11 protein-coding genes are annotated in these 14346 nt (G+C 42.6%); 9 read left to right on the top strand and 2 right to left on the bottom strand.

Annotated features, from left to right (window positions below):
• Positions 1-9: 9 nt before the first annotated feature.
• Positions 10-930: a DMT family transporter gene (locus NV379_RS01560; protein WP_258205503.1), complete on the top strand. Its 921-nt coding sequence runs from the start codon at positions 10-12 to the stop codon at positions 928-930.
• A gap of 229 nt (positions 931-1159) precedes the next feature.
• Here NV379_RS01560 and NV379_RS01555 read toward each other — a convergent pair whose 3' ends face one another.
• Positions 1160-2332 (bottom strand): M20 family metallopeptidase, encoded by a 1173-nt coding sequence (locus tag NV379_RS01555; RefSeq protein ID WP_258205502.1) that lies wholly within the window; start codon positions 2330-2332, stop codon positions 1160-1162.
• Positions 2333-2675: 343 nt separating this feature from the next.
• Between NV379_RS01555 and NV379_RS01550 the strand changes: the two genes are divergently transcribed.
• Positions 2676-3356, top strand: a complete 681-nt coding sequence (locus NV379_RS01550; RefSeq protein WP_258205501.1) for a GDSL-type esterase/lipase family protein — start codon at positions 2676-2678, stop codon at positions 3354-3356.
• On the opposite strand, the gene trhA is transcribed toward NV379_RS01550, so the two are convergent.
• Positions 3342-3980: a PAQR family membrane homeostasis protein TrhA gene (gene trhA / locus NV379_RS01545; RefSeq protein ID WP_258205500.1), complete on the bottom strand. Its 639-nt coding sequence runs from the start codon at positions 3978-3980 to the stop codon at positions 3342-3344. The two genes, NV379_RS01550 and trhA, sit on opposite strands and share 15 nt — an antisense overlap.
• Before the next feature lie 242 nt (positions 3981-4222).
• Between trhA and NV379_RS01540 the strand changes: the two genes are divergently transcribed.
• The 7 genes from NV379_RS01540 to mle all read left to right on the top strand — a co-directional run bounded on the left by NV379_RS01540 (position 4223) and on the right by mle (position 14091).
• Complete coding sequence (locus tag NV379_RS01540) at positions 4223-5002, top strand: transporter substrate-binding domain-containing protein (protein WP_258205499.1); 780 nt, start codon at positions 4223-4225, stop codon at positions 5000-5002.
• Between the two features lie 82 nt (positions 5003-5084).
• Positions 5085-5735 carry an amino acid ABC transporter permease gene (locus NV379_RS01535; protein WP_258205498.1) on the top strand — a complete coding sequence of 217 codons (651 nt, stop codon included), beginning with the start codon at positions 5085-5087 and terminating at the stop codon, positions 5733-5735.
• Positions 5728-6450, top strand: a complete 723-nt coding sequence (locus NV379_RS01530; protein WP_258205497.1) for an amino acid ABC transporter ATP-binding protein — start codon at positions 5728-5730, stop codon at positions 6448-6450. Before NV379_RS01535 ends, NV379_RS01530 begins: the two co-directional genes overlap by 8 nt.
• A 317-nt stretch (positions 6451-6767) precedes the next feature.
• Complete coding sequence (locus tag NV379_RS01525) at positions 6768-11393, top strand: discoidin domain-containing protein (protein ID WP_258205496.1); 4626 nt, start codon at positions 6768-6770, stop codon at positions 11391-11393.
• Between the two features lie 155 nt (positions 11394-11548).
• Positions 11549-12028, top strand: coding sequence for a glutathione peroxidase (locus tag NV379_RS01520; RefSeq protein ID WP_258205495.1), 480 nt, complete (start codon positions 11549-11551; stop codon positions 12026-12028).
• Positions 12029-12085: 57 nt separating this feature from the next.
• Positions 12086-12832: a stalk domain-containing protein gene (locus tag NV379_RS01515; protein WP_258205494.1), complete on the top strand. Its 747-nt coding sequence runs from the start codon at positions 12086-12088 to the stop codon at positions 12830-12832.
• A gap of 410 nt (positions 12833-13242) precedes the next feature.
• A complete protein-coding gene (gene mle, locus NV379_RS01510; protein WP_258205493.1) occupies positions 13243-14091 on the top strand; it encodes an alpha/beta fold macrolide esterase in 849 nt (282 codons plus the stop codon).
• Positions 14092-14346: the final 255 nt, after the last annotated feature.

Below are 14346 nucleotides of genomic sequence, written 5' to 3'. Positions count from 1 at the left end.
GAGTACACCATGAATCTTGTGAAGAAACCACCTGTATCGCTGTCTCTCATGCTTGTGGTTGGGATTATTGCAATTTCGTTTTCTGCTATTTTTGTCAAATGGTCGGCAGCTCCTGCACCTGTTATTGCGATGAATCGTTTGCTGATTACTGTTCTCATTATGTTACCGTTTATCTACAAGTACTTACCTGAGTTTCGTCGTATCTCGCTGCGTTCTTATTTCTCACTATTTATGTCCGGGCTTATGCTCGGTTTGCATTTCTTATTCTGGATGGAGTCCTTGCGCTGGACGTCGGTTGCTTCATCAACCGCAATCTTAACACTTGAGCCTGTGCTTGTAATGGCGGGTTCATTCTGGGTGTTTCGTCATAAAGTAAGTCGAACAGCGATCGTGGCAATGGCGGTGGCTATGTTCGGTGCAATCTTGATTGGATGGGGTGATTTCCGTTTCTCAGGCGATGCTCTTAAAGGTGATCTCCTGTCTTTCATTGGTACGATAGCCGTTGCGGTGCATATGATCATTGGGAAAAGTCTACGGGCGCATATGTCTGCCTATGTATACTCGATGTGCGTCTTTCTAATTGGAGCGTTCGTTCTTGGTGTCTATAGTGTCGCGGTAGGTTATCCACTATTCGATTATTCAGCGGATGAGTGGGGATTATTCTTCTTACTCGCGGTGGTTTCAACCTTATTCGGACATTATGTATTCAATTGGTTGCTCAAGTATATGTCCGCGACAACAGTGTCCATGGCCGTGCTGGGAGAACCACTTGGTGCAACGATTCTTGCATTCTTCTTATTAGGGGAGAGCATTACACCTGTTCAGTTTGCGGCAGGCTTATTACTATTAGTTGGTGTAGCCGTATTTATCCGTTCTCAGGAAAAAGAAGACATCACCGACCACGTACCCATCGCGAAAAAAGCGACGTAGAAGTGTGCGGTATAAACAAAGACGTGCTGGCCAGATGGCTTGCACGTCTTTTATTTTGGTGAGTGTGTTCAAAAAGTTTAAACGGAAGAGAAAAAATGCACTATAGGAACGAAGTGTTCGCCTTTGAAATCGTGAAACAACCATTAAATAAATTCAAATTTTACGATTGAGAGAGCGACCGGAAGTGCTTTTTTCTCTGTAGTGATCAATCTTTTTGAACAAGCGATGATTACTTAACAGCTAGCGCTTTCTCAAACTCCGCTTTCATGGAAGCAAGTAATTCAGGCTGTGTAATTACATCATAAGCCGTGGATGCAAGAATTTTACCCGTTAAGATCATCGCATCGAATGCTTGGTCCAGCATCGCAAGGTCACGGAACTCTTTCGTATGAAGCAGATGCTTCTCACTCACAACTTTCATATAAGGGTGGATCGTTGGGCAGTAGATCGAAACATTACCTAGATCAAGTGATCCGTGGTCTTTGCCAATTTCAATCTGATCTTCTGAAATGCCGAAGTCAGCGAGATTACGCTCGTATGCATCGGATAATGTTTTGTTCGTCAACAATTCGTCATAAGAGTATTCATAATTGCTAGTCTCAAGCGTGCAACCTGTTTGAAGAGCTGCACCTTCTCCGCAAGCAAGCACCTTCTTCACAACTTCATTCGTGTAAGCACGTGTGCCTGCACGAACGTAGAATTGAGCTACGGCATAGTCAGGAATGATGTTCGCCGCTTTACCGCCCTCTGCAATAATACCGTGAATCCGAACGTCACTACGTAGTTGCTGGCGCAGAGCATTTATGGAGTTAAATAGTTGCAATACTGCATCCAGTGCGTTAATGCCTTCATGTGGACTAGCTGCTGCGTGAGCAGGCTTTCCTCTGTATTCGAATTGTATCGCATCGATTGCTAAGGATTCACCGGAGCGCTCGTATGTGTAATAAGGATGTGCCATCATCGCAGCATCGACATCTTTAAACAGTCCAGCAGCTGCCATCGGTACTTTCGCACCTTTCGTCTCTTCAGCAGGCGTTCCGTATACGCGAATTGTACCGCCAATTTCATCAATTACAGATTTGAGGCCAATTGCTGCTCCGATACTCATTGTACAGATCAAGTGGTGACCACAAGCATGTCCAAGATCAGGCAATGCATCGAACTCGGCAAGAAACGCGATAGTAGGTCCTGGTTTAGAAGATTTGTAAGTTGCAATGAATGCCGTTGGAATATCGAGTACCGCGTGTTCAATGTCAAATCCTTGATATTCGAGTTCTTTCGTCAATTTCTCATAAGCTTTAAATTCTTCATGACCAAGCTCTGGGTTTTCCCCAATAAAACGAGATATTTGTTTAAGACGCTCTGCGTTGGCGTCAATTGTCGCATGTATAGTCGTTTTCACGAACTGCACGCTCCCTTCAAGAGTCAGAAAGTTTAAGTTTCATGTATGTACCTATTGTAATACAAACAAGATATCGCTTCCACTGGTCATTCTTGTCCCGAATGATGAATCACTGCTAAATGATTCAGGATGCGAATATACATAAGAGAGCAGTGGGTGTTCAAAAAGTTAAACGTAAGAGAAAGAAACAACTGGAGGAACGGAGTGTTCGCCTTTGAAATCGTGAAAATACCAATTAATAAATTCAAATTCACGATTGAGACAGCGACCGGAAGTGCTTTTTTCTCTGGAGTGACCAAATTTTTTGAACACACTCTACGACCGAACGAAGGAGTGATGCATCATGAATCTTTCCAATTCGTATTTGGCATTCGGGGACTCGTTAACGGCAGGAACAGGCGCGACGGATGGTTGTGGTTATGCAAGCAGGGTGCATCGTGCACTTGTTGATGATTATGGGGATCAAGTTGGGTTTGCATTATGCGGAACAAGCGGAGCGACTTCAGGTGAACTTTATGAACAGATCCGAGCGGATCTTGCACTTCGGGAGCATGTCGAGCATGCTGCAATTATCGCAATAACTGCCGGAGGCAATGATTTAATGCAAGCGGCAGTCCCATTCTTCCGAGATGGCGAATCACGTCCACTCACATCGGCTTTGCAGCAATTTGTTACGAATAATCGTAAGATTTTAGCCGAAATTCATACAATTAAACATGCTACGAGTAAACCTGCCTTGATTTTGCAGCTCGGTCTATACAATCCTTTTCCTCAGTTTCCAATTGTAGTGGAATGGATTACCCGATTTAATCGACATATGCAGCGGCTCAAACGATCGGGAGCTGTGTATGTGAATGTGTACGATGCCTTTATCGGTCGGGAGAAAATGCTGTTATCCGACGATATGGTCCATCCGAATGAAGAAGGCTATGTTGTGATGGGAGAGCAGGTGAAAAAGGCACTTTCGGCACCTGCTCATCAGGAACTATTGCGCAACTTATTTCGTGATTCACTTCACCCATAATAAGAAGTTGTTCAAGACAACGAAATGACAGATGGAACCACCTAGAACGAATAGATGCCAGATCGCGTGGTGATAACGTAAGCTTTTCCACATAAAGAAGAACGTTCCTATTATATAGAGCAGATCACCCAAGATAAGCCACATGACTCCCATAAGTGGGATGATCTGCATAAATGGTTGTATAAATAGTAAGGTGAATACACCCATAGCGACATAATAATACGTCGTTAATAGCCGATACTTCGTAAACCATCCCCAGAACGTAAGTGCAATTCCAATGATCGCCATCAGCCATACGATTGCAAGCATTGTCCATCCTAAATTGTTGCGCAATCCAATAAAAATGAATGCGGTGTATGAACCAGCAATGAATAAATAGATACCTAAGTAATCCAACAATTCAAATCTCGGACCCCATTTCATTGAGGTACTGCTATGCAAGAGAGTTGAAGACGTATAAACATGCAACATCGTGATACCAAAAATAAGAAAACCAGCCATATGCCAAGGTGTTCCGAAAGTAAAGGCACGTTGCATCAAAATATAAGTCCCAGCTAGTGACAAGGGGATGCCAATACCGTGTGTAATCGCGCTATATAAGGATTCGCGGGTTAAAGCATGCATTACAAAACCTCCTTGATCCTTGCAGATCGTACATCATACTGAGTCTCTAGGCGGAAAGTTCCTGTCCAATCGGGATATTCGCCTATTTTTTTGTGAACAATAGCTTGTACAATAGTTTTGGAAATTGTCAATTATTAATGGCTTTAAATGCATTGTATATTTATAAGTTTCCCTGTATAATAACGCGTATATTAATTTTCAGAGGGTCAATAAACAACTTGGATACAGAGGGGTTAAGTCAGATGAAAAAAATCGTACTTGCATTATTATCACTCACTTTAGTATTTGTATTAGGCGCGTGTGGACAAAAGAACAGCGCAGTTTCGAAAGAGAAGCTAGTTCTTGGTACAAGCGCAGATTATCCGCCGTATGAGTTCCACAAATCCATCAACGGTAAAGATACCATTATTGGTTTCGATATTAGCATTGCCGAAGAAGTTGCTAAAGATATGGGCAAAACGCTTGAAATTAAAGATATGAAGTTCGACGGTCTGCTAGCAGCGCTTCAAGCCGGTACAGTAGATATGGTACTTGCTGGGTTCTCTCCAACAGAAGAGCGTAAACAGAACGTAGATTTCTCCAACATCTATTACACAGCTTCTCAAGTCGTTGTCGTTCGTACAGAAGATAAAGACAAATACAACTCACTTGCAGATCTTAAAGGTAAGAAAATCGGTGTTCAAAAAGGTTCCATCCAAGAACGTCTAGCTGGTGAACAAATTGAGAATGCAGATTTGAAGCCACTTGGTAAAATTTCCGATATCACGCTTCAATTGACGAGCAAAAAAGTAGATGCTATTATTCTTGAGCTTCCACTTGCGAAGTTCTACACAGAGCGTCAAAAAGAAATGAGCTTGGCTAATGTGGAGCTAAAAGTTGAAGAAGCGGGTTCCGCGATTGCAATTAAAAAAGGAAATCAAACATTTGTTGATCAAGTCAACAAAACTTTGGATAGACTAATTAAAGAAGGCAAGATTGATCAATTCGTGACTGAAGCAAACAAGCAAGCTGAAGATAATTAAGCATAACCTGAAATAGCGGTACTATGCCGCTATTTTTTATTGTTTATACAACTAGAGATCAAGATGGGGTGAGAGTTACACAATGAATTTTTCATTCTTAGATAAATATTGGCAGTTTTTCTTAGACGGCGCCATTACAACATTACAACTTTCATTATGTACAATGGTAATTGGTGTTGCCGGTGGTATTATTCTAGCGATCATGCGCTTGTCCTCGATTAAACCATTCAAGTGGTTTGCAGTTTCCTACATTGAGTTTATTCGTGGCACGCCGCTTTTAGTTCAGTTATATATCGTATTCTATGGACTTCCACAAATTGGTGTTGATCTACCGACTTTTCTGGCAGGGGTTATTGCGCTTTCGATTAACTGTGCAGCATATGTCGCGGAAATTTTCCGTGGTGGTATTCAATCAGTAGATAAGGGGCAGATGGAAGCAGCGCGTTCTCTAGGGATGTCCAATGGACTAGCAATGCGTATGATCATTTTGCCACAAGCACTTCGTAACATTTTGCCAGCGCTTGGAAATGAACTTATTGTCTTAATTAAAGAGTCTTCTATCGTATCAATTATCGGTATTTATGACTTGATGTACAATGCGGACACGGTAAAAGGAAACACAGCGCTTCCATTCGAACCGCTTATCGTAGCGGCAGTCATATACTTTGCAATGACGTTTACTCTATCCAAGCTGCTTGGTATCGCTGAACGGAGGATGAAGGCACATGATTAAAGTGAATGATTTACACAAACATTTTAAGAAACTAGAAGTGCTTAAAGGCATTGATATGGATATTGCTAAAGGTGAAGTAGTCGTAGTTATCGGCCCAAGTGGATCTGGTAAAAGTACGTACTTGCGCTGCTTGAACTTACTTGAAACGCCGACTAAAGGTGAAATCTTATTTGATGGTGTGTCCATTACAGATAAGAAGACAGACATTAACCAAATGCGTCAGCGCATGGGCATGGTGTTTCAGAATTTCAACTTATTCCCGCACTTAACGGTGATGGATAACATTACGCTTGCTCCCCGTAAGCTGAAAGGCTTATCCGCGGGGGATGCAGATGCGATCGCTCGTGATCTGCTTCGTAAAGTTGGACTTGAAGACAAGGCAGTTAACTTCCCAGGTCAATTGTCGGGTGGTCAGAAGCAGCGTATTGCGATTGCACGTGCGCTTGCGATGCAGCCGGATGTTCTACTTTTTGACGAACCAACTTCAGCGCTTGACCCTGAGATGGTCGGTGAAGTGCTTGAAGTTATGAAGAGCTTGGCGAAAGACGGCATGACGATGGTTGTTGTCACTCACGAGATGGGCTTCGCAAGAGAAGTAGGTGACCGCTTAATCTTTATGGACGGCGGTGTCGTTGTAGAACAGGGTGATCCAGTAGAAATTTTCAGCAATCCACAGCATCCGCGTACGAAGGAATTCCTTAGTAAAGTGCTGTAAGAGGTATGATTTAGAAGCCGCTCATGTAGCGGCTTTTTTTAATGTCTTATACATATTTGGATCCAAATTTCTGAATAAAGCAACCATAATAATCCAAAATTGTATGTTAAGTCCAAACAATTTCTTATATAATAGACAAATAGTACTAGGCTGAATCCAATCGAACAAGCAGAGTGAAATGATTCGAGCTAGCTACTGTCTGTAACAAGCCAGTTATGATAGGAAAGCAAGGAAAGGAGGGAAGGTTACAACTGTTTGAATAAAAACCTTTGTTGATTGGTTTTCGTCGTTCCTGATGAAAAAGGAGAGTGTGTGCGGTGAGGATACAGAGAAGCGGATTAGGATTTTTATGCTGCTTGGCGGTTATATTAACCTTATTTTTCATCGGTGGAAAACTAACATTCGCAGCAACAGTGGGTGACATAACGGGTTTTGAGAAGACAGATGCCAAGACTTTCACGATCACATCAGGCAATGATAAAGTTAAAGTTGTTTTTTATCGCAATGACATTGTTCGACTCTGGCTTGGCGTCGGTGGTAGTTTTCAGACGTTAACAGGCAAAAGCACCAGCACACCGAAGGAACCGATCGTTATTAAAGAAGATTTTGGATCAGTTACAGTGAACTGGACGGATGAAGGCAGTTATTACAAGATGTTTACGGACAAATTCGTACTTCGTGCTTACAAAAGTCCGCTGAAATTTGCCATGTATAAGAGCGATAACCAGACAATAGTCTGGCAAGAAGGCGAAGGACTTTCTTATAGCGCAAATTCAACCTCGCAAAATTTACTCCGTGGAGAAGATGAATATTTCTATGGTGGAGGGATGCAGAACGGCTACTTCTCGCATCGCGACCGTACGATCAAGATCGCCAATAATTATGGCGACTGGGGAAGTGGAACAGTCTCCAATCCATCTCCATTTTATTTAAGTACAGCAGGTTATGGCGTCTTGCGCAACACGTTCCAAGATGGCACTTATAGCTTTACTAATCCCCTTCAATTGGCACATAATGAAAATCGTTTCGATGCGTATTATTTTTATGGCGATACAATGAAAGATATTTTAACTGGCTATACGGATGTAACAGGAAAGCCTTCGTTAATTCCTAGGTGGGGAATGAGCATGGGAGATGCAGATTGTTATAACACAAGTAATACAGGAGCGAATAAACCGAATAAGATGACGACTCCAGATGTGCTGAAAGTCGCGCAGGGCTTCCGTGATAACGATATGCCTGGCGGCTGGCTATTGCCCAATGATGGCTATGGATGTGGCTATGTGCAGTTGCCAAGTACGGTGTCACAGCTTCATAATCTAGGGTTTTACACGGGGCTATGGACACAGAATGGTCTGGCTAATATTGTTCAAGAAGTTGGCGTTGCAGGTACACGACTGAATAAGCTGGATGTTGCGTGGGTCGGCCCTGGTTATGATTTTGCATTAGATGCAACGAGACAGGCGAATAAAGGGGTCGAGAACAACTCCAATGATCGTGGATTTGTGTGGTCAGTAGGAGGTTGGGCAGGTACACAGCGTTATTCTGCGGTATGGTCAGGTGATCAATCGGGAGACTGGGAATATATTCGATTCCATATTCCATCGATTATTGGAGCGGGGCTCTCGGGAATGAATTATGCAACTGGGGATGTGGATGGCATCTTTGGAGGCAGCAACAAGACGTACGTGCGTGACCTGCAATGGAAGGCTTTTACCCCTATTCTGATGAGCATGTCGGGCTGGGCATCAGTTGATAAGCAACCATGGCGCTATGGAGAGCCTTATACAAGTTACAATCGTGAAATTTTAAAACTAAGACAAAGATTGACCCCTTATTTCTATACGTATTTGAATGAGTCCTACCAATCGGGTGCGCCACTTGCAAGAGGCATGGTCTACGAGTACCCGAATGATCCGAATACGAAGAACACATTGACTCAATATCAGTTCATGTCAGGTGAGTCTTTCTTAGTAGCTCCAGTGTATCAAGACACAACGGTACGCAATGGTATTTATTTGCCAAAAGGTAAATGGATTGACTACTGGACAGGTGCTGAACATTACGGCTCTAAGATGTTGGATGAATATAACGCTCCATTGAATCGGTTGCCATTACTCGTTAAGGCTGGAGCTATTATTCCCATGTATCCGGAAACGTTGTATGACGGCCAGGTGCCGCCAAATCCGATCACTTACGACATTTATCCTTACAAAACTTCTAGTTTTACCATGTATGAAGATGACGGAGTTTCTAGAGAACATCGTACAGGTAAATTTGCGAAGACGCTTATCACCTCTACTGCTCCTGAGTCAGGAACAGGTACTTTGAAGGTTCAAGTTGGAGCAAGTGTTGGCGATTATACGGGCAAACTTATGGCTCGTACAAATCAGTTCCAAATTCATATGCACACGAAACCGGCCAGTGTTTCAATTGGAAGTACTGTGTATACGGAGTACGGTAGCAAAGCGGCCTTAGCAAGCGCAGCAAGCGGTTGGTATTATGATGCAGCAGATAAAGGTGGCATTGTATACGTAAAAACACCAAATTTACCGACGAACCAAGCATTTGAATTACAAATCGCAGGTTTCACAGCAGATACGACACCACTCCTTGATGCAGTCGTACTCACACCACCGGGACCAGACAATGACCCAACCAAAATTGTCCAAGAGGACATCACAGCAACCGCAACAAGCAGCGATTCCACAACGCCAGTTGAAAACGCATTTGACGGCAACTATGAGACAATATGGAGTACGAAGCTAGATGGAAGCAATCCGCTGCCACAATCCATTACACTGAATTTAGGGATGAAGTATTCCATTAACAAACTCAAGTATTTGCCTAGACAATACTCAGGTACGAATGGGATTATAACGAATTACAATCTGTATGTAAGTACAGACGGTACAAGTTTTACGAAGGTAGCAGCGGGCAATTGGAGCGCAGATAAGTCGGAGAATACCTTGACTTTCAATACGGTGGAAGCACAATACGTCAGATTAGAAGCGCTTGCTGGACTAAATGGGTTTGCAGCTGCTGCTGAACTCAATGTATATCGTGATGGAACTGTACCTGCACTTACCGCTATTCCTAAAAATCAGATGACCGCCTCAGCGTATAGTTTTCAACCAGGTAGTGAAGCTTCCAAAGCTATTGATGGTAATTCCAGTACAGTCTGGCATACCAAGTGGGATGGGTCTGATGCGTTACCGCAATCTATTATTTTGGATTTAGGTAAAATCCGCAATATCAGTCAATTCCGCTATGCACCACGCCTTGACGCTGGCAATGGCACAATTACAACTTATAAATTGTATGTCAGTACAAACGGTACGAATTATTCGCAAGTTAGCACAGGCAACTGGATTCGCAATAATTTGAAGAAGTATGTTCCGTTTAATCCCGTAGATGCTAGATATGTGAAGCTGGAAGCGACAGCAGCAGTTGGCAACTTCGTATCCGCATCAGAGCTTGATGTATATGAAGCCCCAACAGTACCTCCTGTTTTGGGAGATATTTTGCAAGGCAAGCTTGCGAGCGCAGATAGTGCAGACCCGGCTTTCCCAGCCTCCAATGCAAATGACGGAAACCCAAGTACAATGTGGTCAGCAAATGATACGAATGTGGGTCATGTATGGTCTGCCGATTTAGGCAAAATGTATTCCATTCAAGGGTTGGAAATTTCTTTTGGTCAGAGCAGCAAGGTATACAAGTATAAGCTTGAGGTTCGAGAAGCAGGCAGCAGCAATTGGGTTCAAGTGTTGAACCGGATGAATAATACGGAAGCGGGTCAAGTGCTGAAGGACACATTTGGCAGCCAAGGTCGATATGTCCGGATTACGATTACGGGACTACCTGATACAAGCACGAAGGCTGCAATCTCAGAAGTGAAACTCATTGGTTTGCCGATTAATGGAACGGCAGCAGTGACAGGAGTAACACTTGATCGAACGACGTTAAACTTAAATGTGCAAGATGCCCCTATAACACTTGAAGCAACCGTACTGCCACTAAATGCAGCAAATACGACAGTTACTTGGAGCAGCAGCAATCCATCTGTTGCGACAGTAAATAGTAGTGGTGTCGTTACGCCTATAAGTGCAGGTACAGCTCAAATTAAGGTTACAACACAAGAGGGTGGCTACCAAGCAACCGCTAATGTTACGGTAGCGGGAACAGGAACAACAAATTTGGTCAAAATTTCACAAAGTCAAATGACGGCTTCAGCAAGTAGCTACCAAGCTGGAGATGAACCGCAAAAAACACTCGATGGCAATGCGAGTACTTGGTGGCATATCAAATGGTACGGTGTCGATCCTCTGCCACAATCCATTACGTTAAATTTAGGTGGCACGAATTTGATTGGTAAGTTTAGCTACTTGCCTCGTCCAGATGGAGGCAATGGCACAATTACTGCTTACAACATTTACGTGAGTATGGATGGTGTTCAATTTACGAAAGTAGCAAGTGGCAATTGGGCGCAGAATAACTTGCTGAAAGAAGTGAGCTTTACGCAAGTAAATGCAGCTTATGTGAAGCTTGAAGCAACAGCAGGTTCAGGTGGTTTTGCATCTGCGTCAGAATTGAACGTCTACAAAGTCGTTCAAACTCAAGTATTACGTTCGGTTGACCCAGTTGTACCAAGTTCAGATGTTCAATCCATTGCGTTCGATGCGACAAGCTACGAGGTCGAGGCTGGGCAATCATTCCCCTTGCAATTAATCGCGGAGTATATGGATGGCACAACGGAAGATGTCACGGCACAAACACTCTTCGAGATAGAAGATCAATCGATTGTGTCCATCATAGATGGTATTGTCACTGGGAATTTGGAAGGTATGACAGTAGTAACGGCTACTTTTGGTGGCAAGACCGTATCGATAATGGTGAATGTAAACCGTGCATCAACATTAGCACCACCAAGAGAAGCGATGTAATCAGGAATTGAACATAGAGGGAGAATCACATGGTAATCCATGAGGTTCTCTCTCTTACTTTTATTCGCTATTTATTTACAAGTTATCGTGTGATTTTAGAGGACATCGGTTTTTTGCTTGTGGTATAATGAGGGAAATTTAAAGGAGGATGACCCATGAGCAACATTTATTCCATTCCAGTCACTACAGCTAAAGGTGAAGCGACTTCACTTGAATCTTATAAAGGTAAAGCCCTTCTAATTGTTAATCTAGCATCGAAATGTGGATACACGCCGCAATATGCAGGTTTACAGCAATTACATGAACAATATCAGGATCAGGGACTTGCCGTTCTTGGTTTCCCATGCAATGATTTCGGTGCACAAGAACCGGGAACAATGGGTGAGATTCAAGAGTTCTGCTCGTTGAACTATGGCGTTAGCTTTGATCTATTCGAAAAAGTAGCCATTCTCGGTGAAAATAAGCATTCGCTATATACATGGTTAACAGAACATGCAGAGCCACAGGGTGATGTTCGTTGGAACTTCGAGAAGTTCTTAATTTCCCGTGACGGTGAGGTTGTCGGTCGATTTGGCAGTGGTGTGACACCAGAGTCAGACGAACTTGTTCAAGCCATTACACAAGCACTCGCATAAACATCGAGTACGGCATAAGGTAATAATGATGGATCTTCGAAGAGGAGATGACTTGATGTGAAAATCCATGTGAGAATATGTCAGCTGCGGATTGCGATACTATGTACATTCATATTCATGGTATTCATGCCAGCGGCAGCTTCTGCTCAAACCATAACCTTACTAGAAACACCAATTAAGATCATACCACTTGAATCGATTACTGAGCAGGGTAATCTTGTGCCTTTGCGGTCTGTAGCAGATTCATTAGGCGCAGTCATTGTTTGGGATGTGGAAACCGATCAAGCAGCGATTAAACGGGGAAAGCAGCAGTTCATATTAAAGCTCAATAAGCAGAATGCATTCGTGAATGGCAAGTCCTATATAATGAGTGAGAAAGCGAAGATTATTGACGGGCAGATGATGGTACCAATTGATGTGTTTCAAGCAGCATTCGGCGGACCGTTTACTTGGGATAAATCTCGCGGACTTCTCATTTCGGATAAAGATACCGATTCGCTAGCCGCTCATTTTATCGCTTTGCTGAGGCAAGATCAAGCTGATCTTGCTTATGCAATGCTCGGTTTGCAGCTTAAAAAATCGCTTACCGTGAAAGACCTCGATTCGTGGTGGAATACCACGAATGGGCAAGTGAATCCTGTGAAAATTGCAGATATCTCACATGAAACAAACATGACAAACACAGATGTCGTACTGACTTATCAGGATGAGGAAGACACCGTATTATCGAATCGATACCGAATTCGATTTGATCAATTAGGTAAGATTGTCGATTTCCGAGTAGTATCTTTAACTGGGAAATGATGGTTGACTGAATTGGAGTTGATTTGTTAAAATGACCTCAATTGATTTGAACGGAGGGTTACGTGTGGCTAACTAATTTCGATGTATTTTGCACAATGAATAGTAAGAGTAAGGCTATGCGATGTGCATCGTATTTGAATTTGGTGTGCCTATACAGGTAACTCTAATAACATGAAGGAAATGAGTAAATCTTTGGCGTACAAGGGATTTATGAGCATTTCTCTTTATATGTTAATTTTCGAGTACGTGAAGCGCAGGCATACAGTCTGTGCTTTTTCTTGTTTTAAAGGAAACGAAAAGAACTGTTTAAGTGTATGAATGAAAGGAGGAGCTAATTTGTCATATATAACATTCTCAGATGGAGAGAAGTCATATATAAAGAAATTCAATAATAGAGGAGAGATATGCAAATGACAGAACTACTATTTCCGATAAATGGTGTTGAGATTTGCGCAGAAAGCTTTGGGAATGCTGCTGATCCTGCGATTTTACTCATGATGGGGGCGCAGTCATCTATGGTATATTGGGAAACTGAAATGTGCGAACGCATCGCAAGTACAGGACGATTTGTGATTCGTTACGATAACAGAGATGTTGGACGGTCAACCACTTATGAACTTGGCAATCCAGGATATACGTTTGAAGATTTGGCAGATGATGCGATTGGAGTCTTGGATGCCTATCAAGTTCAAAAGGCACACTTTGTCGGAATGTCAATGGGAGGGATCATTGCTCAAATGATAGCACTTCGTCATTCTGAGCGCATGTTATCCCTCACACTCATCTCCTCCTCCAATTTCGCACCGGATCTTCCTGCTATGGATGAGAAAGTGATGGAAAAGTTCGCTACTTTGGGTGAAATCGACTGGTCGAATGATCAAGAGGTGGTGGACTTCTCAGTTGCGAAGTGGCGTATACTTGCAGGTTCCAAGCATCCATTTAATGAGGATCATATGCAGGCGTTAATATGGACAGATGTAAAGCGCAGTAATAGTATGGTTGCTGCTAATAATCATGCCATGATAAGTGGCGGTGAGACCTATTTGCAGCGGACTAAAGAGATTAATGTTCCAACACTTGTTATTCATGGTACAGAGGACCCGATCATCCCAGTTGAACATGGACACAATTTAGCTCGTTCGATTCCAGGAGCTAATCTTGTTTTACTTGAGGGGACTGGGCATGAACTTCCGATTGGAGATTGGGATACCATCATTGAAGTAGTGAAGGAACATACGGCAACTTCTCTATTACGATAGTGGAGTAGTTACAATTCATTTTCGTAAGAGATCATTGAGCGTTTCGCAAGTAGTGAGTATTAATGTAATCAATAATTAGAACGAAACAAGGGCAGCTAAGCCATTTTTAGCTGCCTTTTTCATATCTAACCGCAGATAAAAAGCGGAAATGGCTATGAAAAAAATAATCCAAATAATTAATAAGGACACTGTACAAATTAAAAAATGCTGATATAATGAACTCAAATACAGAATTTTCTGATATAAACATCGTTA

This window comes from Paenibacillus radicibacter (assembly GCF_024721995.1).
Classification (GTDB): Bacteria; Bacillota; Bacilli; order Paenibacillales; family NBRC-103111; genus Paenibacillus_AM; species Paenibacillus_AM radicibacter.
The sequence above is the reverse complement of the archived record's forward strand: the minus strand, read 5'-3'. Positions and strand labels throughout refer to the sequence as shown.